Consider the following 19,656-nt stretch of genomic DNA (forward strand, 5'->3'; position numbering starts at 1 on the left):
ACCAGGCCCCGCGGTACAGCCCCCTGCGACCTCTTCGTCGGCGGGCGTAGCCGCCCGACGACGGAGGATGCCGTGGTGGACGTATCGGAGACGGACCTGACGGCAGACGTACGCCGTCGGTTCACCGCCGACCAGCGGACGGTCCCTGAGCAGCGGGAACTCCTCGCTGCTCACCATCGGGCCGTTCGCCGCGCGCGCCCGGCTGTCGGCCAAGGCCCTGCGGCCGTACGACCGGCTGGGGCTGCCGGCCCCGGCGCACGTCGACGAGGCCACCGGCTACCGCTGCCACCGCACCGGCCAGGTCGAGCGGGCCCGGCTCGTGGCGCTGCTGCGGCAGCCGGACACGCCCCTCGCCCGGATCGCCGAGGTGGTCGAGGCGGGCGACGGGCCCGGGGCTGCCGAACCGCTCGGCGCGTACTGGGCGGACGTCGAGGCGCGGGTGGCGGGGCAACGGGCGCTCGCCGCCCACCTCCGTGGACGGCTGTCGGGGAGGAGCTCCGAGATGTACGGAACGTTCGCGGTCGAGACGGTGGAGGTGCCGGCGCAGGTGGTGATCACCGAGAAGCGGCACACGCTGGCGGACGAGCTGCCGGCCTGGATCGGGGCGGCGCTGGGCAGGCTGGAGGAGGCGGCCCGGGAGTGCGGGGGCGTGGCCGGAGTGCCGTACGTGGCGTACCACGCCGAGGTGTCGATGGAGAGCGACGGCCCGGCGGAGGCGTGCGTGCCGGTGGCCGACGAGGCGGCGGCGCGGGCCTGGGCGGAGGGGCGAGGACGGGCGTGGGAGACGGTGGTGCGGGTGGAGCCGGCCGGGCGGCTCGCGTACACCAGGATCACCAAGGCGCAGGCGGACTCGACGGTCTCCTGTACCGGGCCGGTGAGGACCGGGTGCGGGCTGACCTCGACGAAGGCGCCGTGGCCGGCGTGGGTGAGCGCACCCGCAGATCCTGGCCGCGATCGAGGCCGTGGAGACGTGGACGGCGGCGGAGGGCCTGACGGTGTCCGGCCCCTGCCGGGAGGTGTACTTCGCGGACTGGGCGGAGGCCGGGCCCGAGGACCCGGTGTGTGACGTGGCGTTCCCGGTGCGCTGAGCCGGGGGTCCGCCCGGGCACCGGCGGAGCCCCCTCGGCGAGGACGGCGATACTGGTCGAGAGGGCTCTGCGGTGCTGCCGGTGCGGGTGGTGACGGCGGATCAGGCCTTGACGGAGGCCACGAAGGCGTTCCACACGTCGGCGGGGAAGGCCAGCTTGGGACCCTCGGGGATCTTGGTGTCCCCTAGCTCCAGGGCCACTTCGAAGGTGGACCTGACCATCACGCAGGCGCCGTTGTTGTTGGTGTAGGAGGACGTCGTCCACGTTTCCGTGGCGCCCAGACGAATTGCCATGTTCGCTCCGTTGCCAGTTGCGTTTACGCCAACCCGTGCTGGTGGTTGGCGTGATCGACGCTACTCGCCCGCTGCATCGGTCAGAGCATTCATTCACTCGACCGGATGGCATATCCCAAGGGAGACTTCCAGTCAAGCGTGCCAGGGGTGTAGCATTCTGCGCTTCGCCCGGTGAAAGGCCGTCCTCCGGCTGCGGGTCAGCGGGCGTAGTCCTTCGCCAGACGCTCGATGAGCTGCCGCGACTGGTCCACGTTCAACGACTGGGCGCGCAGGTGCTCGTACATCACCGTGTACTTCTGCACGTCGAGGGGCTTCTCCAGGTACAGGTCGCTGGTGACGCCCTCGATGTACACCACGCTGGAGTCGGCCGCGTCGGCGAACTCGAGGATGGAGTACTGCCCGTTGATGCCGGCGTGCGCCCCGACCTCGAACGGCAGGACCTGCACGGTGATGTGGGGCAGCTGCGACATCTCGATGAGGTGCTCCAGCTGCTCGCGCATCACCTGACGGCTGCCCACCACCCGGTGCAGGGAGGCCTCGTCGAGGACCACCCACAGGCGCAGCGGGTCCGTCTCTGCGGTGATCCGGCCCTGTCTGCGCAGCCGGACCTCGACGCGCTTGTCGTTGTCCGCCTCGGACGCCTCCGGCGAACCGCCCCGGATGATGGCCTCGGCGTACGCCCGCGTCTGCAGCAGGCCGGTGATGATCTGGGGTTCGTAGACCCGCAGCGACTCGGCGTCCGTCTCCAGGCCGATGTAGACGGAGTAGGGGATGTCCCCGAAGGCGTGCCACCAGCCCTGCTGCCGGGAGTCCTTGGCCATCTGCATCAGCGAGTCGACGATGCGCTGGTCCTCGACCTCGTAGACCCCGCACAGGTCGCGGACGTCGCGCTGGCTGATGCTGCGCCGGCCGTTCTCCAGCCGGCTGATCTTCGACTGCGACACCAGCAGCCGCTCGGCGACCTCTTCGGCCGTCATGCCCTTGAGCTCGCGGAGCCTGCGGAGCTCCTGTCCGAGCCGGCGTCGCCTGACGGTGGGATTGACATTGGACGCCACGGGGCGTGCACCTCCGGCTGCGTGCGTCGACTTTTACTTTGCGTATCTGCTGCTGAGCAGATTGCCACCAAGGTGCTTCCTACCGCTGGGAAACGGTGGATATGCGGCGGGTACGCGCCGGTTCGGCCCACGGCACGCCGAGCGGGGCGGGGAGAGTGCGTACTCTCCCCGCCCCGCTCGGACAGCGGCTCCCGTGACCGGGTTCGCGGGGGCCCGTGACGCGTCGCGCGCCGGGCCCCGGAGGGTGGTGGTGCGCCGGTCGTCGGTGCCGCCGGTGCGGCGCGGCCCGGTGGACCGCGGCGCTCGTCCTGCTTGCGCGGTGCGGCGCGGCGCGGCTCAGTGGACCGCTGCGCGCGCCATGTTTCCGCGGTGCGGCTGCATCGGAACACCGCGGGCGGGTTCCGACGCGGGCCTGGCTCCGCCGGCGGCCTGACGGCCGGGCGGGGCAGGGTTGCGGCGCGGCTGGGCCGCCACGCCGCTCTGGACGTCCATCACCGCGTGCGCGACGAGTCCGCCCATGGGGTCGTGCCTGATCAGGTCCCTGAGCCGGGAACGAGAGGAGCGGCCCTCGTTGCCCGGGTACAGGTGCTTGCCGAGGCCGACCGCGTGAGCCAGGGCGGCGAGCGCCGCGGTCCGCGGGTCCGGCGGTACGCCGGTGCGGATCGCGGAGTCCAGCCGGGCCCGGATCTCCCTGCTGATCTCGGTGTCCGTCGCCTGGTAGCGCGTCGTCGGCAGCACTCCGCACATCTGGCCCGCCACGGCATGCACCATGCCGCACCGCTCCAGGTGCGAGAGGTAGGTCTGGCGGAGCCCCAAGCGCGGCCCGCCGATCCAGTGGACGGCACGCACGGGAGCGCCACGCCTTCGCAGCAACTCCAACGCGCAGTCCAGTGTCGGATCTCCAGTCGGCCGTGGTACCACCACGGCGATACGATCCCCGTCTGGGGCTATCCGTCCGGCCAGCGCCAGCTCCACCAGCTGTGCTCCGGCCAGGCCGAGGTCGAGCGACTGCGGCTGCGCAGTGGTACCCGTGGCCGGGTCCAGTGCCAGCAGCAGAAGCTCCTCCGGAAGTGTTCTGCGGCTCCTGCCCATCCATGCCTCCCCGCGTGGATGAATGACAGGGTGACCCCTCTCACATTGGTCTGTCGAGGGTGCGTGACCGGTTCGTAGTGGAACCGGTAGGTATGTCGTTCTCGTCTACCGGATGGTTCCAGTCCGCACACAGGACACTGGTACATGGTTCGGACAGCGCCGGAAAGCGGTGTCAGGGCGTCGGCGGTTCACGGTTCGGTACGCGCACGCGGGGAGTGCGGCGCGAGGAGGAGGCATCGGTGGCGGGCGAGTCCCCCGACAGGTCGAAGCAGCGCGAGTCGTCGGCAGAACCGACGTCGGGGAGCGCGGGTCCGGTTCCCGAGGCCAGGAGCGAGTCCGCCGACCCGCGGCTCGCGATGGTCAGGGAGACGAAGAAGTCCTCGGCGCGCGGAGGTGTCGACACGGCGACCCGCGTGCTGTCCGTGCGGACGGACGAGGCGGGACGGGACACCGGCCGGGCCGGTGACGCCGAGCAGGGTGAGGACGCGGCCGCCCGTGACGCGCCGGAGCAGCCCGCGGACGCCTCCGGTTCCGGCGAGCGGGCCGGCGGGGGCGCGGAGGCCGGTACGGGCTCCCTCGACGGCCGCGAGGCAGCGGAGGCGGCTCCCGAAAGCGCGGGTGAGGCCTCTGAGGCCGACGCGCGCGCCCAGGAGGCCCGGGCGGCCGTCGGCGGCACGGACGCCCCGGAGGCGGCCGAAGCGGCCGCTGAGGGCGGCGTCGAGGCGGAGGGGCCGGAGGCTGACGCGTCCGAAGCCACTCGCGCCGAGGACGAGGACGAGAAGGCCCCTGCCGCCTCCGAGACCGGGCAGGACGCGAGCGGCAGGCCCGTGGACGGCGACAAGGCCGACGCCGCCTGCGCCGACGCCGGGTCCGGCACCCGAGCCACGCCCGATTCGCCCGAGTCGACCGAGTCGGGTGACGCACCCAAGACGGGTGGGGCCGCCGGCCCCGGCAAGAGCGGCGCCGCCGAGACGGGCTCGGGCACGTCCGCGGACGCCAGGTCCGCCACCGAGCCGGCCGATGCCGAGCCCACCGACGCCAAGCCCGGCACCGGCAAGGCCGCTGCCGACCAGAGCAGCACCGCCAAAACCGACACCGGCAAGCCCGCAGACGCGAAGCCGTCGGACACCCAGCCCACAGACACGAAGCCGTCGGACACCCAGCCCGCCACCAAGCCTGCCGATGCCAAGCCCGGCACCGCCAAGCCGGACACCGGCGCCTCGGACGACGGCAAGGACGCCGGCGCCCCGGACACCGGCAAGGACGGCGGTCCTCACGCCTCACCCCCCGTCGACCAGCCCACCGCCGTCTTCAAGACCGTGCGGCCGCCCGTCGACCAGCCCACCACCATGCTGAAGCTCGGTGACCGCACCAAGGACTCCCCGAAGGACTCCCCGAAGGGCACCAGGGACGCCGAGAAGGACGCCCCGGAGGACGCCCCGAAGAGCGCCAAGGACTCCCCAGAGCACGAAGCCCCCGCCAAGGCCCCCGACAAGGCCGCCGCCAAGGCCCCCGCCGGGGCCGAGAAGGAGGCCGAGCGGACCAGCAAGTTCGTCGCGCTCAAGCCGCTGGACGAGCCGGGCACGCGGAAGCCCGCGTCCGGGGACCGGGCGGGGCAGGCGGTTCCGCCCGCCGACGCCACCGCCCCCGTGCCCACCGTCGGTCCCGAACGCACCACCCAGCAGCCGCTCCCCCCGAAGCCCCCGCTGGATCTGCTGGCCGAGCTGACGAACACCCCGCCGCCGCCGGACACCCCGCTGCGGACGGCCGTGCGACGGGTGAAGATCTGGACGCCGCCGGTCCTGCTGCTGCTGATCGTCCTCGCGGTCGTGCAGACCGTGCGCCCGCTGCCGGCGCCCACGCTGGAGCTGACCGCGAAGGACAGCTACACCTTCGAGGGCGACAAGGTGGACATCCCCTGGCCGACCGAGGGCCAGGCCGCGCTGGACGTCCAGGGCATCGGCTCGTTCGGCTCGTCCGGCGAGCAGAAGCCCGTGCCGATCGCCAGTGTCGCCAAGGTCATGACGGCCTACGTGATCCTGCGCGGGCACCCGCTCAAGAGCGGCGAGAAGGGTCCGGAGATCCTGATCGACCAGGCCGCCGAGGACCAGTCGGACGCCGGCCAGGAGTCCACCGTCGACGTCACCAAGGGCGACAAGATCACCGAGCGGGAGGCTCTGGAGAGCATCCTGATCGCGTCCGCGAACAACGTGGCCCGGCTGCTGGCCCGCTGGGACGCGGGGTCGGAGAAGGCGTTCGTGCGGAAGATGAACGACGCCGCCCAGGACCTCGGCATGAAGAACACGACGTACACCGACCCCTCGGGCCTGAACAACACGACCGTCTCCACGGCCGTGGACCAGGTGAAGCTCGCCAAGGCCGCCATGGAGCAGCCGGCGTTCCGCGAGGTCGCGGCGATGATGTCGTACGTCGACTACAAGCAGAAGAGGCACGACAACTGGAACCGCCTGGTCGGCTCCAACAACGTCGTCGGCATCAAGACCGGCACCACGACCTCCGCGCTCGGCAACCTCGTGTTCGCCGCGAAGAAGGACGTGGACGGCGAGACCCGCCGGATCGTCGGCGCGGTCGTGCGACAGCCCGCGGGCGGCCCCGACAACACCATCCTCGGCGCCGCGCTGTACGAGGGCGACAAGCTGATCCGGGCCGCGCAGGACGCGCTGGAGTCGGCGACGATCCTGAAGAAGGGCGAGGTCGTCGGCTACGTGGACGACGGTCTCGGCGGCCGGACGCCGGTCGCGGTCACCGAGGACGTCACGGCCGTCGGGTGGTCCGGCCTGTCCGTGAAGCTGACGTTCGCGCCGGAGGAGCTGCCGCACCGGGCGGAGGCGGGCGCGAAGGTCGGCACGCTCACCGTCGGCGACGGCAGCACCAACGCCGTGAAGGTCCCGGTCGCCCTCAAGGCGGACCTGGTGGAGCCGGGCCTCGGGGCCAAGCTCACGCGTCTCGGCTGAGCCGGGGCAGCGCACCGCACGGCAGCGTCCCGCCGGTGGCGGCCCGTGAGGGCGCCCACCGGCGGGGTGCGTGCTAGCGTCCCGAAACGGGACAGGTCGCCGTCCGCGGCGGCCCGGCCGTGAACCCGGGGCGAACGGGACGCGGCCGGGGATGGGGACCCAGACGAGACCCTGAACGGAAGACGGGACACGGGGAGTGCCTTCGAGTGGCCACTGCGGAGCCGACACGCGCAGACGACGCCGATCCGGGCCCGGTGTCGGGCCCGCGAATAGGCGAGCCCGCAGAGCCGGCAGGCACCCCGCGGGAGGGCGCCGACACCCCGCGGGAGGACACCGGACCCCCGCGGGGTGGCGCCGGCGCACCCGGGGGTGACGGAGCACCCGGGGGTGACGGAGCGTCCGGGAGTCACGGCGCGTCCGGCCTGCACCCCGTCCTGCTGACCCTGCGTGAGCGCATGCTGCGCCACCCGGTGCTGTCCGTCACGGGGCTGGCCGGCGTCCTCCACGTCGTCTGGTTCTTCACGTTCGCGAACAGCGGCGGCGATCTGGCCGCGCAGGACGCGTGGGCCGAGTTCGTCGGCCGGCACCCGGACTCGGCGTACAACCTCGCCTGGTACGGCGGGATACACCCGGTGTCGTACAGCGTGGTGTCGCCGTACCTGATGTCGGTGCTCGGCGTGCGGACGACGATGATGATCGCCGGGACCGTCTCGGCCGGGCTGCTGACGCTGCTCCTCGTGCGCAGCCGGTCGGTCCGCAACCCGCTCTGGGCTTCGCTGGCGGGCGTGTTCGGGTTGTTCTGCAACGCGGTGTCCGGGCGGGTGACGTTCGGGCTGGGCACGATGTTCGGGCTCGGCGCGGTCGCGGTCGTGTTCTGCTGGCCGTACCGGTGGCGGTACAAGCGCTGGGCGAAGGCCCTGTGCGCGGCGCCGCTGGCCGCGCTGGCCACGATGGCGTCGCCGGTGGCGGGCCTGTTCACGGGGCTGGTGGCCGCCGCGCTGTTCCTGCAGAAGCGGCGCCCCGGGGCCTGGGCGCTGGGGCTGGCGCCGAGCGCGGTGGTGGCGGTCTCGGCGTGGCTGTTCCCGTTCTCGGGCACCCAGCCGATGGGGTTCGGTTCGGTCCTGCTGCCGCTCGCGTTCTCCGTGCTGGTGTTCCTGCTGGTGCCGCGGGACTGGAAGACGGTGCGGCTCACGGCGGCGGTGTACGGGCTGGCCGTGGTGCTGGTGTGGCTGATCAGCTCGCAGATCGGCTCGAACATCACGCGTCTGGCGATGCTGTTCGCCGGTGTCGCGCTGATCGCCGCGCTGCCGTTCACCGTGCCGCGCAGCCGCCGCTGGTACACGGTCGTGGTGGCCTTCGTCGGCTTCACGGTGTGGATCGGCTTCAAGACGGTCGACGACATCATCCACACCGCCCCGGCGGCGTCCTGGTCCCGCGAGCTCGCGCCGCTGGTCAACGAACTGCAGCAGGTCGGCGCGGAGAAGGGCCGGGTGGAGGTCGTCCCCGCGCGCTCCCACCGTGAGGCCTCCGCCCTGGCCCCGTACGTGAACCTGGCCCGCGGCTGGAACCGCCAGGCCGACATGGAGCGCAACCCGCTCTTCTACGACGACACCCTCAACTCGGCGAACTACCGCGAGTGGCTCAAGCGCTGGGCGGTCCACTACGTCGTCCTGCCGAAGGACGAGCCGGACGGCGACGGCGGTGAGCGGGAACGGGCGCTGGTGCAGCGCGGTCTGCCCTATCTGAACCAGATCTGGGGCGACGCCAACTGGCAGCTGTTCGAGGTCTCCGACCCGACCCCGCTGGCCGAGCCGAACGCCGTCGTGGACCGGGCCGAGCAGGGCGAGGTGATCCTGCAGGTGAGGAAGGCGGGCCGGATCCTGGTCCGCATCCCCTACTCGCCCTGGCTGAGCCTCGTCGACGCGGAGGGCAAGAGCCTTCAGGCGCCGCAGGAGACGAAGGCCTCCCAGAGCCGCCCCGAGGGAGAGCCGAAGACGTACGTCAACGTCAACGGCTGTCTGAGGGAGACGGAGGAGGACCTCCAGGGCGACCAGTGGACGGAACTGCTCGCGCCGAAGCCGGGCACCTACCGCCTGGCGGCCCCGTACCAGCTCCCGCGCGGCACGCCCTGCCCGGAGGAACTGCGCTGACGGCAGGCCGCCTCGCGGCCTGCCGCTGCCGCTGACCGCCGCGCCCGCTGACCACCGCGCCCGCTGACCACCACTGCCGCCGGCCAACACCGCCGGGTGGCCGGTCCGACGGGCCCGATGGCGATCCCGATGACGGCAGGCCGCCTCGCGGCCTGCCGCTGCCGCTGACCGCCGCGCCCGCTGACCACCACTGCCGCCGGCCAACACCGCCGGGTGGCCGGTCCGACGGGCCCGATGGCGATCCCGATGATGCCGGGCCTGCTGCGGGCGTTCCGCCGCTCCGGCCCGACGGCGGCCCTGGTCGGCCGGTCGATGGGCCTGCTCGCCTTCTGGCTGGTGAACCACCCGATCAGCTGGTACGTCGAGGGCGGTGTGCCGCTCCCGTACCAGGTGTCGATCCCGCTGGCGGTGTCGCTGGTCCCGCACGTCCTCATCGGCTGCCTCAAGCCCGAGGAGACCCCGGAGCGGCCGGCGCCGATCGAGAGGATCAACACCGACGGTGACGGGGCGGCGGCCGCCGCCCCGTTCCGGCGCCGGCACCGGCGCCCGGCGCGGTGGGCACGCGGGCGCCGGACTGAGCCCGCCCCGTACGACTCGGCCGCGCCCCGCGTCCCGTGCGGGACGGGCGGCCGTGTCGCGCCGGTGGCCGGACGCCCGCACTCATTCGGACGCAGCGCGGCACGTCCGCTCGAACTCGCCGGTCTCCTTCGCTGTAGTGATCTCGCCATCCCGACTGGCCCGAGGCCGCATCGCGGCCCCGGGGCGGCCTGTGTCCGGGGTGCCTTCACAGAGGAGGTTCAGTGAGATCGTCGAGACGTCGTGCCGGCATGGCGGCCGCCTTCGGCCTGGCCGGTTCTCTCGTCATGGGCGCGTCCGTCGCGTCCGCGGCCGGCGAGACCGGGGACGGCGGCCGGGAGGGCGCCCCCGAGCACGTCCGGACCGGCACGCCCGCGGTCGCGTCCGCGGAGCCGCCCGCCGCACCGGGGGACGACCACGGCAGGCCGCGTGTCTGCGAGGGCCTGGTGCCGTACCCCATCCCCCCGGCCTACCGCTCGTACTACTTCTGCGGTGACTGGCGGCTCGGCCCCCGGCACCTGCCCTCCCACGGCCTGCTGGGCGACATCCTCCGGGGCTACGACCGGCTCGGCGGCCTCACCGCCGCGCAGTTCCTCGACAAGTGGTGGGACCCCGCCCTCGACTCGGGCCAGGGCGACTGGAAGTACCCGCCGGACGACGGCTTCGCGCACGACGCCCAGGGCGGCGTGATCGCGACGCCGCTGCTGCTCCGGGCGGGCCAGAACGTGATGCTCGACCGCTTCGGCAACGAGGCGGGGCGGTTCCTCGCGGCGGCGGGCACCAAGTACGGGCAGCGGTCGATCCCGCCGTCCGGCCTCAACACCAGCGACCCGCGCTACCCGTACAACTACCACCTGTACAGGCTGGCCAAGGACGTCACCGTGTGCGCGGGACCCGCCGCCCCGGCGTTCGAGCAGCCGGGTGGGGCGCCCCAGTACGTGACGTCGAGCAGCTTCTGCCCGACCATCCCCCGCACCTCCGTCGCGGACCTGGTGAACAACGGGACGCTGGTGCGCGTGCAGGCCCCCGTGAAGCAGGAGCAGCAGGGGAAGGTCGTCCCGAAGGGCGTGAAGGCGCTGTCGCGGTGACGTCCCGGCACGCGTCGCCGCAGGTGGGAGACTGAGTCCATGGACCGGTTCGAGCTGTGCCGGGCGCTTCGGGCGGCCGGGGTGCCGGAGGCGTACTACGAGGTGCCCGGCTGCCCCGGCGGCCCGTCCGCGGACGACCGGTACTTCCTGGAGGAGCGCGACGGCCTGTGGTGCGTCGGGGTCCACGAGCGCGGCAGCCGGGAGGTGTTCGAGCGGTTCGCGGACGAGGACCGGGCATGCCGGTGGCTCCTCGACCGTCTGACCGACCGGGGGCCGGCCCCCGTCCCGCTCACCCCCGAGGAGAGGGAACTGCTCCTGCACGACAGCGACGGCATCCAGCGCCGGGCCCGGGAGGAACTCGAGCGGGCCCTCGCCGAGGCCGGTCGCCGCACCGGTGAGCAGCCTCCCGATCAGGCTCGCGGGTAGCGGGTGAGCCACCCCGGCGACGACCCCCCGGGCCCGTGCAGCGCGGGGCCCTGGGTCATCTCCATGGCGAAGTCGTCGGCCAGCTCCAGCATCGTGGGACGGCCCTCCAGCTCGGCCAGCCAGGCCGGGGGGAGGGCCGTCTCACCGTGCAGGGCGCCCAGCAGGCCGCCGGTCAGGGCGCCGGTGGCGGCGGACGAGCCGTCGTGGTTGACGGCGAGGCACAGCCCGTGCCGGACGTCGGCGGCGACCAGGGCGCAGTACACGGCGGCGCCGACGACGCCCTCCGCCGTGCCGTTCCCGCACAGCTCGCTCACCCGCTCGGGCCCGGGCAGGCCCTGCCGCACGGCGCCGAGCGCCCGCTGCAGCGCCTCCGACACGGGCTGGTGCCCGGGCCGGGCGGCGAGCAGCGCGAAGGCCCGCTGCACGGCCCCGTCGAGACTCTCGCCGAGCGCCAGCGCGTGCACGATCACGGCGTAGGCGGCGGCCGCGAGATACGCGGTGGGATGGCCGTGGGTCTGCGCCGCGCACTCCACCGCGAGCTGCGCGACCAGCTGCGGCTCCCACCCGACGAGCAGTCCGAAGGGGGCGGAGCGCGCGGCGGCCTCCGGGCCGAGCTCGCCGGGGTTCTTCGGGGCGTCCGGCGTCCCCATGGTCTCGTCACCGAGCCCCAGGAGCAGCGCCCGGCCGGGGTCCCGCCGCGCGTACAGCCACTCCTCCCGCGCGAGCCACCCGTCCTCCGCGCGGCGCTCGTCCGGCCCCCAGTCCCGCTGGGTGGCGGCCCAGCGCAGGTACGCCCGGTGCAGGTCGGTCGGTGGATGCCAGGCGCCGGTGTCCCGCCGGACCTGGGCCCTGATCAGCCCGTCCACGGAGAACAGCGTCAGCTGGGTCAGATGGGTCACGGCCCCGCGTCTGCCGTAGGCGGGGGCGAGGTCCAGCAGGCCCTCGGCTCCGTGGGCCTGCCGGATGCCGTCGACGCCCACCCCGTCCACGGGCGCCCCGAGCGCGTCCCCCACGGCGACGCCGAGCAGGGTCCCGCGTACCCGGCTGCGGAAGTCCTGCTGCTCCGCACGCCCCCAGCCGGCACCGGCAGTCGCACCCACCTTGACCTCCCAGGGGCCGTCCATACGTACGACGTCCAGCACTGTAATCGAACGGGAGGGGCAGGCTCAGAGGGCGGATCTGCGGTCAGCCGTACCAGGTCACGTCGCAGACATGGACACACTCATGGCGTGGCAGCGCGAGAAGACCGATGGATCCACGCCCGCCGAGAAGGTCGAACTCACGTAGCCCGGCTTCCCTGTCGAAGGGTCTGCCGACCCTCACGGAGTCGTGACCGAGTGCCGCCGGCTCGACCGCGAGGCGTTCCACCTCCGCCAGGTGGCTGAGTTGCGTCATGTCGAGATCCAGGTCATGCCGATCAACAGGGAGGACCACGCGGCTGTGATGGGCTCCTTCCGGCTGCTGAAGCTTCAGGGCGGCAAGGCACTCGGCCACACGGAAAGCCAGCTGTACGACCGGGTGATCAGCGACCCGAAGCACGTGCAGGTCGTCGACCTGCGCTATGGCATGATCCGGGCGCAGGCCCTCTCGCCCCATGACTCGTTGGCCTTCATCGAGAAAGTTCTGGGAGAAGAGACGTGACCACAGAGCTTGATTGGTTCAAAAGCAGCTACAGCAGCAACGACGGTCCTGCCTGCCTCGAAGCCGCCCTATCCCCCTCCCCTCAACTCGCCGTCCACATCCGGGACTCCAAGCACAAGGACGGTGCTCGTCTGACCTTCGCCGGGGGACCCTGGTCCGAGTTCCTGGAGTTCGCCACGGGGAGCTGATCGGTCGGCAGAATGATCGACATGACCACCTCCACCCCCCGGCGCGGCGCCCTGTCCCTCGCCGCCACGCTCCTCACCGCGACCGTCGCCCTCTACATGGCGCTGGTCGCCTTCGGGAACATCACCGACTTCGGGACCAACCAGCAGTTCGTCCGGCACGTGCTGGCGATGGACACCACGTTCAAGGACGAGGACCTGATGTGGCGGGCGATCACCAGTCAGGCACTCCAGGACGCCGCCTACGTCGCGATCATCGTCTGGGAGACGGCCGCCGCGCTCCTGCTCATACACGGGAGCTGGCTGTGGGCCCGGCACGACGCCGTGCGCGCCCGGCGGATGTCGACGTACGGGCTGCTGATGGTGATGCTGCTGTTCGGGGCCGGGTTCATCGCGATCGGCGGTGAGTGGTTCTCGATGTGGCAGTCGAAGAACTGGAACGGGCTGGACGCCGCGACCCGGGTGTTCGTGGTCAGCGGTGTCGTGCTGATCGTCAACCACCTGGCGGCCCCGCGGACGGAGACGTCGGCTACCTGACCACCGCCACGGTCGTGCCGACCGTGCCGAACGCCCACAGTGCCGTGCCGTCCGCCTTCTTCATCCGGACCCCGCCGGTCTTCCCGCCGGAGGCGGCGGGCGGCGGGGACGAACCGTCGACCGCGTTGGAGAAGGCGACGGAGACGCCGTCCCGTGCGGCGAAGTACATGATGTGCTCGATCCGCACGCCGTCGGAGCCGGTCGTGGACTCGTTCCGGGAGGAGATCGTGTAGGTGCCGGGGTCGGGGCTGACCGTGCCCGGCCAGACGGTGAACGTGCGGCGGGTCGCCTCGCTCGCGTCGACCAGCCACACGCGCTTCTCACCGAGCGCGTAGACGACGCGCCGGCCGGTGCCGGAGCCGTCCGGCACCCTCGGGGGCGCGGAGGGCGTGGGCGTGGGCCGTACGCTCGCCGGCGCCGGGCTGGTCGGCTCGGCCGAGGCGGTGGGGTGCGGGCCCCGGTCCGCCTGCACGGCCAGGGCCGTCACCGCGGCTATCGCTCCCACGGTCAGTCCGCTCACCCAGGCCCACGAAGGAAGTCGGGCAGGCACCGGCACGCATCTCCTCAGTCACGGGACCCCGCACAGCACCGGGGTTCCGATCATCGTACTGCGCGCCCGGGGCTCCCCCGCCGGACGGTTCAGGGCCCGTCGGCCGTCTTGCGGACCGGCACCGGGCCCGTGCCCGCGCCGTGGACGGCGTAGTGGGGTGAGCGGACGGGAGCCGGGTAGGCCAGGTGCACCAGCCGGGTCTGCTCCTGCCGCATGTGCGTGAGGGACTCCAGGATGTAGCCCACGAGCAGCACCAGCGCGGCGATCGTCATGATCGCGGCGGCGAGGATCGCCGTGGGGACGCGCGGCACGGTGCCGGTCTCGACGAACTCCGCGATGACGGGGACGCCGAGGACCAGCGAGACCAGGGCCAGGACGCCGGCGATCACGGTGTGGACGAGCGAGGGGCGCTCGCGGCGCGCCAGGTCCAGGATGACCCGCAGGATGCGCCAGCCGTCCCGGTAGGTGCGCAGCTTGCTCTCGCCGCCGGCGGGGCGGACGCGGTAGTCCGTGACGACCTCCGCCGTGGGCAGCCGCAGGTGCAGCGCGTGGATCGTCATCTCCGTCTCGGTCTCGAACTCGCGGGCCAGCGCCGGGAAGGACTTCACGAAGCGCCGTGAGAAGACCCGGTAGCCGCTGAGCATGTCGGTGACGTCGTTGCCGAAGAGCGAGCGCACCGCGCCGGTGAGCAGCTTGTTGCCCACCGCGTGCCCGGTGCGGTAGGCCCCGTCGTCCGTCACCCGGCGGGCACCGACGACCTGGTCGTACGGTCCCTCGAAGAGCAGGTCGACGAGGTCGCGGGCGCGGGAGACGTCGTAGGTGTCGTCGCCGTCGACGATGAGCAGCGCGTCCGCGTCGACGTCCGCGAAGGCGCGGCGGACGACGTTCCCCTTGCCCTTGCGGTGCTCCCGCCGGACGATCGCGCCCGCCTGCCGGGCGATCTCCACCGTGCGGTCGGTGGAGGCGTTGTCGTAGACGTAGACGACCGCCTCGGGCAGGGCGGCGCGCAGGTCGCGGACCACCGTGCCGACGGTTGCCTCCTCGTTGTGACACGGCACGACACAGGCGATCGTCGGTTCCACTGCCACGCCCCACTCCTCGATCCTCGACTGAGCCGATACGGGTGTTGGATAGTCGGACATGATGCGATACGCGCGAGCCCCTGAGGCGGGGGCGCGCCGGGTGGTTACTCTCGCTTTGTGCCGTTTCCTGCCTCTCCCACCCGTTCCGTACGCGACGCCGTGCGGGGCGTCTGGCGTGAGGCCGCCAAGTTCGGCGCCATCGGGGCGCTGGCCTTCGTCGTCGACAACGGCGGCTACAACCTGCTCGTCTTCGGCCTGCCGGGCGAGAGCGGCGACGGGGTGATGCGGGCGGCTCCCGTGCAGGCGTCCGTCCTCGCGACGGCCGCCGCCGCGCTGTTCGGCTGGGTCGGGAACCGCTACTGGACCTACCGCCGCCAGCACCGCGCGGACATGGCCCGCGAACTCGCGCTGTTCCTGGTGGCGAACGGGGTCGGGCTCGTCATCACCGCGGGGACGGTCTTCGCCTCACGGCAGCTGCTGGGGCTCGACTCGGCGCTCAGCGACAACACCGCGCGCATCGTCGGCTGGGTGCTGGCGACGCTGTTCCGCTTCCACACCTACCGGCGCTACGTCTTCGCAGCCGCCCCGGCCGGCGCCCGACGAACCGCTAGCATCCGGCATATGGGACGAACCGTGTGGATGTGGCGGCGTGAGCAGCGCTGGCTCTGGGTCCTGGCCGCCGTCGCCGCGTTCTGCTGCCTGGGCACGGTCCTGGTCTTCTCCCCCGGCTTCCTGAGCCCCGACAGTCTCGACCAGCTCCGGCAGGCCCAGGGCAAGGCGCCCCTGACGGACTGGCACCCGCCCGTGCTGAGCCTGGTGTGGCGGGCGCTGATCGCGGTGACCGGCTCGGTCGGGTCGCTGCTCGTGGTGCAGTCGCTCGTCCTCTGGGGCGCGCTGTGGGTGCTGGCGTGGTGCGTGTGGGAGCCGACCGGGCGGCGGGGCGGTTCGCTCGCCGTGCTCGGGGTCGGTCTCGCCCCCTTCGTGCTCACGTTCGCCGGGGTGGTGTGGAAGGACGTGCACGCGGCGTTCGCGCTGCTCGCCGCCTGCGCGGTCGCGCTCACCGGGCTGCGCCTCCGGGACCGGCCCGTCCGGCCCGCCGTGCGGTGGGCGCTGCTGGGGCTGGGTGTGCTGTTCCTCGCCTACGCCATGCTCGTGCGCAAGAACGCCTTCATCGCGGCGATCCCGGTCTTCGTCCTGCTCGTCCTCGCGCTGCGGCCCGGGCCCGGGCGCCGCACGTGGGCGGTGTGCACGGCGGTCCTGGTGGCCGGGCTCGTCGTGCCGGCCGCCGCCGTCTCCCGGTTCGCCGAGCCGCTGCAGACCAGGCAGGGCGCGCAGATCCTGCTCGACGACCTGGTGCACGTGCTGAGCGTGGAGGAGCTGCGCACGGCGGACGTCCGGCCCGGGCTGCGGGACCGGCTCGTGGCCTCGGCCCGGGAGTGCGCCCGGATCGGCGCCCTCTCGGACGCCTACTGGGCCTGCTACGAGCGCCCCGCCGACGGGCTGCGCGGGGACGCGGGCGCGCTGACGTCCCTGTGGCTGCGGGAGATGAGCGGGCACGTGCCGGGGTATCTCCAGTACCGGCTGCGGCTGTTCGGGACCCTGCTGTTCGAGACCGACTACACGTACAAGGCGGGCATCACCCGCAACGACCTGGGCGTCGAGGTGGCCCACCCCCGGCTTGAGGACATGCTCGGCACGTACGTCAACAGCATGGCGACGGACCTGCGGTGGCTGTTCCGCGGCTGGTTCTGGCTGGCCGTGGCGCTCGTCCTCGCGATCCGGCCGGGCGGGGGCGCCTTCGCGCTGCCGGTCCGGGCGCTGGGCGTCAGCTCGGCGGCCTACATCATCGGCTACCTGCCGATCATGCCCGCGACGGACTTCCGCTACGTCTACTGGCCCGCGCTCGCCTGCGCCCTGGGCCTGGTCCTGCTGTGGGCGGGGCGGGGCGTGCCGCCCCCGCCGCCGGAGCGGCCCGGCGCCGCCGCCGAACGGGCCCTGACGGCGCATCAGCCGGCCGACGCCGGGGGCCGGTAGCGGGTCAGTCCAGCACCGGCAGCAGCTTTGGCAGGTGCCCGTCCGAGGCCAGGGCCGCCCGCTGCCGCTCCTGGGGCACCTCCCCGTAGAGGGTGGTGCGGGGCCTGGCGGGACGCCCGGCCGCCTCCGCCACCGCGATCAGGTCCTTGACCGACTTGTACGAGCCGTACGACGAGCCCGCCATGCGGGAGATCGTCTCCTCCATGAGGGTCCCGCCGAGGTCGTTCGCACCGGAGCGGAGCATCTCGGCCGCGCCTTCCGCGCCCAGCTTCACCCAGCTGGTCTGGATGTTGGGGATGTACGGGTGCAGCAGCAGCCGGGCCATGGCCGTGACCGCGCGGTTGTCCCGCACGGTCGGGCCGGGGCGGGCGATCCCGGCCAGGTACACCGGCGCGTTGGTGTGCACGAACGGCAGCGTCACGAACTCGGTGAAGCCGCCGGTGCGCTGCTGGATGCCGGCCAGGGTGCGCAGGTGCCCGAGCCAGTGCCGGGGCTGGTCGACATGGCCGTACATCATCGTCGAGGACGAACGGATGCCCAGCTCGTGGGCCGTCGTCACGACGTCGATCCAGTCGGCGGCGGGCAGCTTGCCCTTGGTGAGGATCCAGCGGACCTCGTCGTCGAGGATCTCGGCGGCCGTGCCCGGGATGGTGTCCAGGCCCGCCTCCTTGGCGGCGGTCAGCCACTCGCGGACCGACAGGCCGGTGCGGGTCGCGCCGTTGACGACCTCCATCGGCGAGAAGGCGTGCACGTGCATGCCGGGGACGCGTTCCCTCACCGCCCGCGTGATGTCGAAGTACGCCGTGCCGGGCAGGTCCGGGTGGATGCCGCCCTGCATGCACACCTCCACCGCGCCGACGTCCCAGGCCTGCTGCGCCCGGTCGGCGACCTGGTCCAGGGAGAGGCTGTAGGCGTCGGCGTCGGTGCGGCGCTGGGCGAAGGCGCAGAAGCGGCAGCCGGTGTAGCAGACGTTGGTGAAGTTGATGTTGCGGGTGACGATGTAGGTGACGTCGTCGCCCACGGCCGACCTGCGGACGTCGTCGGCGACCCGGGCGAGGGCGTCCAGCGCCGGGCCGTCCGCGTGCAGCAGGGCGAGCGCCTCGTCGTCGGTGAGCTTGGTGGGGTCGCCGGCGGCCGTGCGCAGGGCCTGCCGTACGTCGGTGTCGATGCGCTCCGGTGCCATGCCGGGGGCGGCGGCCTCGCGCAGGGCGTCCCAGTCGCCGTAGACCTCGTCGAAGTCGTCCCTGCGGTCCGAGGTGCGGCCCTGGGTGTCGATCGCGGTGTGCAGGTCGGTGCGGCCGGAAGCGGTGAAGGCCTCCTCCGGCTCCTGCCAGGGCAGGCCCCGCGGCAGGACGTCCGGGCGGGCCAGGCCGGTCTCCGGGTCGGCCAGCGCGGCCACGTGCGGGCGCAGCCGGGGGTCCAGCCAGGGCTCGCCGCGCCGCACGAACTCCGGGTAGACGCACAGGCGTTCGCGCAGCTCGAACCCGGCCGCGCGGGACGTCTCGGCGAGCTGCTCGATCTGCGGCCAGGGGCGCTCGGGGTTGACGTGGTCGATGGTGAGCGGGGAGACGCCGCCCCAGTCGTCGATGCCCGCGCGGATCAGCCGCTCGTACGCGTCGTCGACGAGGTTGGGCGGGGCCTGGACGCAGCCCGAGGGGCCCATGAGGAGCCGTGCGACGGCGACCGTGGCGACCAGTTCGTCCAGTTCCGCGTCGGGCATGCCGCGCATCGCGGTGTCCGGCTTGGCCCGGAAGTTCTGGATGATCAGCTCCTGGATCCCGTGGTAGGCCCGGGAGACCTTGCGCAGCGCGAACAGCGACTCGGCGCGCTCCTGGTAGGTCTCGCCGATCCCTATGAGGATCCCGGAGGTGAAGGGCACGGAGGAACGTCCGGCGTCCTCCAGGACCCGCAGCCGGACGGCGGGCTCCTTGTCGGGCGAGCCGTGGTGGGGGTTGCCCGGTTCCGACCAGAGGCGGGTCGCGGTGGTCTCCAGCATCATGCCCATGCTGGGCGCGACCGGCTTCAGGCGCTGGAAGTCGGCCCAGCCCATGACGCCCGGGTTCAGGTGCGGCAGCAGGCCCGTCTCCTCCAGGACGCGGACGGAGATCGCGCGGACGTAGGCGAGGGTGTCGTCGTAGCCGTGCGCGTCGAGCCATTCGCGGGCCTCCGGCCAGCGGTCCTCGGGCTTGTCGCCGAGGGTGATGAGGGCTTCCTTGCAGCCGAGGGCGGCGCCCTTGCGGGCGATGTCCAGCACCTCGTCCGGGGACAGGAACATCCCGTGGCCGTCACGGCGCAGCTTGCCGGGGACGGTGACGAACGTGCAGTAGTGGCACGTGTCCCGGCACAGCCGCGTCAGCGGGATGAAGACGCTCTTGGAGTACGTGATGACGCCCGGCCGGCCGGCCGCCTCCAGGCCCGCGTCCCGCACCCGGGCCGCCGAGGCGGACAGGTCCTCCAGATGCTCCCCCCGGGCCTGGAGCAGCACCGCCGCCTCGGCCGTGTCGAGCGAGACGCCGTCCCTGGCCCGTTTCAGGGCGCGACGCATGGAGTTCTCGGTGGGGCCGGTTCCGGAGGTCGCGGGAGTCGTCATCCTTCGAGCATACGAGTGGGGTGATCAGCGGGGGCGGTCCCGTCGGTGGAAGGCCGGCCACCCGATGCGGGGCGGACACGAGGCCGGCGGCGGCCACGGCGTCCGGTCTGCCGCGGTGCAGGGCGAACCAGGCCGGCAGGGCGGTCACGAGCACGGCCAGGGTGCCGATCGACGCACGCCAGAACCCCTGGCTGTAGCCGTACTCGTCGACATGACGCGCGAACCAGGACAACCAGACGAACCTCAACGCGCTCTCCCCCGTGGCGGTGGCGAACCGGGCGGCACACCGGGAGG

The 19,656-nt window shown here is 72.9% G+C and carries 15 protein-coding genes and 2 pseudogenes; 10 read left to right on the plus strand and 7 right to left on the minus strand.

What is annotated here, in order from left to right; translation table 11 throughout:
* Positions 1 to 145: 145 nt before the first annotated feature.
* Positions 146 to 1,088 (plus strand): annotated as a pseudogene (locus ACFW6P_RS15605) (MerR family transcriptional regulator).
* Between the two features lie 101 nt (positions 1,089 to 1,189).
* Here ACFW6P_RS15605 and ACFW6P_RS15610 read toward each other — a convergent pair.
* From ACFW6P_RS15610 to ACFW6P_RS15620, 3 genes are all read right to left on the minus strand, one after another.
* A complete protein-coding gene (locus tag ACFW6P_RS15610; protein ID WP_386346959.1) occupies positions 1,190 to 1,381 on the minus strand; it encodes a DUF397 domain-containing protein in 192 nt (63 codons plus the stop codon).
* A gap of 197 nt (positions 1,382 to 1,578) precedes the next feature.
* Positions 1,579 to 2,436, minus strand: coding sequence for a helix-turn-helix transcriptional regulator (locus tag ACFW6P_RS15615; protein WP_059424099.1), 858 nt, complete (start codon positions 2,434 to 2,436; stop codon positions 1,579 to 1,581).
* A gap of 336 nt (positions 2,437 to 2,772) precedes the next feature.
* On the minus strand, positions 2,773 to 3,528 hold the full coding sequence (locus ACFW6P_RS15620) for a GPP34 family phosphoprotein (protein WP_386346962.1): 756 nt from the start codon (positions 3,526 to 3,528) through the stop codon (positions 2,773 to 2,775).
* Between the two features lie 239 nt (positions 3,529 to 3,767).
* Here ACFW6P_RS15620 and ACFW6P_RS15625 point away from each other — a divergent pair, with 239 nt between their 5' ends.
* The 5 genes and pseudogenes from ACFW6P_RS15625 to ACFW6P_RS15645 all read left to right on the plus strand — a co-directional run bounded on the left by ACFW6P_RS15625 (position 3,768) and on the right by ACFW6P_RS15645 (position 10,743).
* Entirely contained in the window at positions 3,768 to 6,503 is a 2,736-nt protein-coding gene (locus ACFW6P_RS15625; protein ID WP_386423896.1) for a D-alanyl-D-alanine carboxypeptidase, read from the plus strand.
* A gap of 206 nt (positions 6,504 to 6,709) precedes the next feature.
* Positions 6,710 to 8,653 (plus strand): MFS transporter, encoded by a 1,944-nt coding sequence (locus tag ACFW6P_RS15630; RefSeq protein ID WP_386423898.1) that lies wholly within the window; start codon positions 6,710 to 6,712, stop codon positions 8,651 to 8,653.
* Positions 8,654 to 8,866: 213 nt separating this feature from the next.
* Positions 8,867 to 9,231, plus strand: a pseudogene (locus ACFW6P_RS15635) (Na+:solute symporter); the annotation flags it as partial.
* A 222-nt stretch (positions 9,232 to 9,453) separates the two neighbouring features.
* Positions 9,454 to 10,317, plus strand: a complete 864-nt coding sequence (locus ACFW6P_RS15640; RefSeq protein WP_386346968.1) for a TNT domain-containing protein — start codon at positions 9,454 to 9,456, stop codon at positions 10,315 to 10,317.
* 39 nt (positions 10,318 to 10,356) lie between these two features.
* On the plus strand, positions 10,357 to 10,743 hold the full coding sequence (locus tag ACFW6P_RS15645) for a hypothetical protein (protein WP_386346970.1): 387 nt from the start codon (positions 10,357 to 10,359) through the stop codon (positions 10,741 to 10,743).
* On the opposite strand, the gene ACFW6P_RS15650 is transcribed toward ACFW6P_RS15645, so the two are convergent.
* Positions 10,728 to 11,843, minus strand: a complete 1,116-nt coding sequence (locus ACFW6P_RS15650; RefSeq protein WP_386423961.1) for an ADP-ribosylglycohydrolase family protein — start codon at positions 11,841 to 11,843, stop codon at positions 10,728 to 10,730. The two genes, ACFW6P_RS15645 and ACFW6P_RS15650, sit on opposite strands and share 16 nt — an antisense overlap.
* Positions 11,844 to 12,072: 229 nt before the next feature.
* Here ACFW6P_RS15650 and ACFW6P_RS15655 point away from each other — a divergent pair, with 229 nt between their 5' ends.
* Genes ACFW6P_RS15655 through ACFW6P_RS15665 form a run of 3 tightly spaced genes read left to right on the plus strand, consistent with a single transcriptional unit; the run spans position 12,073 to position 13,106 of the window.
* Positions 12,073 to 12,384, plus strand: coding sequence for a Scr1 family TA system antitoxin-like transcriptional regulator (locus ACFW6P_RS15655; RefSeq protein WP_386423900.1), 312 nt, complete (start codon positions 12,073 to 12,075; stop codon positions 12,382 to 12,384).
* Positions 12,381 to 12,572 (plus strand): DUF397 domain-containing protein, encoded by a 192-nt coding sequence (locus ACFW6P_RS15660; RefSeq protein ID WP_386346974.1) that lies wholly within the window; start codon positions 12,381 to 12,383, stop codon positions 12,570 to 12,572. The genes ACFW6P_RS15655 and ACFW6P_RS15660 overlap by 4 nt, the downstream gene beginning before the upstream one ends.
* A gap of 21 nt (positions 12,573 to 12,593) precedes the next feature.
* A complete protein-coding gene (locus ACFW6P_RS15665) occupies positions 12,594 to 13,106 on the plus strand; it encodes a DUF2165 domain-containing protein (protein WP_386423902.1) in 513 nt (170 codons plus the stop codon).
* On the opposite strand, the gene ACFW6P_RS15670 is transcribed toward ACFW6P_RS15665, so the two are convergent.
* Positions 13,099 to 13,656, minus strand: coding sequence for a hypothetical protein (locus tag ACFW6P_RS15670; protein WP_386423904.1), 558 nt, complete (start codon positions 13,654 to 13,656; stop codon positions 13,099 to 13,101). The two genes, ACFW6P_RS15665 and ACFW6P_RS15670, sit on opposite strands and share 8 nt — an antisense overlap.
* Positions 13,657 to 13,745: 89 nt before the next feature.
* On the minus strand, positions 13,746 to 14,744 hold the full coding sequence (locus tag ACFW6P_RS15675) for a glycosyltransferase family 2 protein (RefSeq protein ID WP_386423906.1): 999 nt from the start codon (positions 14,742 to 14,744) through the stop codon (positions 13,746 to 13,748).
* 111 nt (positions 14,745 to 14,855) lie between these two features.
* Here ACFW6P_RS15675 and ACFW6P_RS15680 point away from each other — a divergent pair, with 111 nt between their 5' ends.
* Positions 14,856 to 16,772 (plus strand): GtrA family protein, encoded by a 1,917-nt coding sequence (locus ACFW6P_RS15680; RefSeq protein WP_386423908.1) that lies wholly within the window; start codon positions 14,856 to 14,858, stop codon positions 16,770 to 16,772.
* Between the two features lie 4 nt (positions 16,773 to 16,776).
* On the opposite strand, the gene ACFW6P_RS15685 is transcribed toward ACFW6P_RS15680, so the two are convergent.
* Positions 16,777 to 19,362 (minus strand): bifunctional FO biosynthesis protein CofGH, encoded by a 2,586-nt coding sequence (locus ACFW6P_RS15685; RefSeq protein WP_386423910.1) that lies wholly within the window; start codon positions 19,360 to 19,362, stop codon positions 16,777 to 16,779.
* Positions 19,363 to 19,656 lie beyond the last annotated feature (294 nt).

The sequence above is a fragment of the Streptomyces sp. NPDC058741 genome, from assembly GCF_042746715.1.
Taxonomy (GTDB): domain Bacteria; phylum Actinomycetota; class Actinomycetes; order Streptomycetales; family Streptomycetaceae; genus Streptomyces.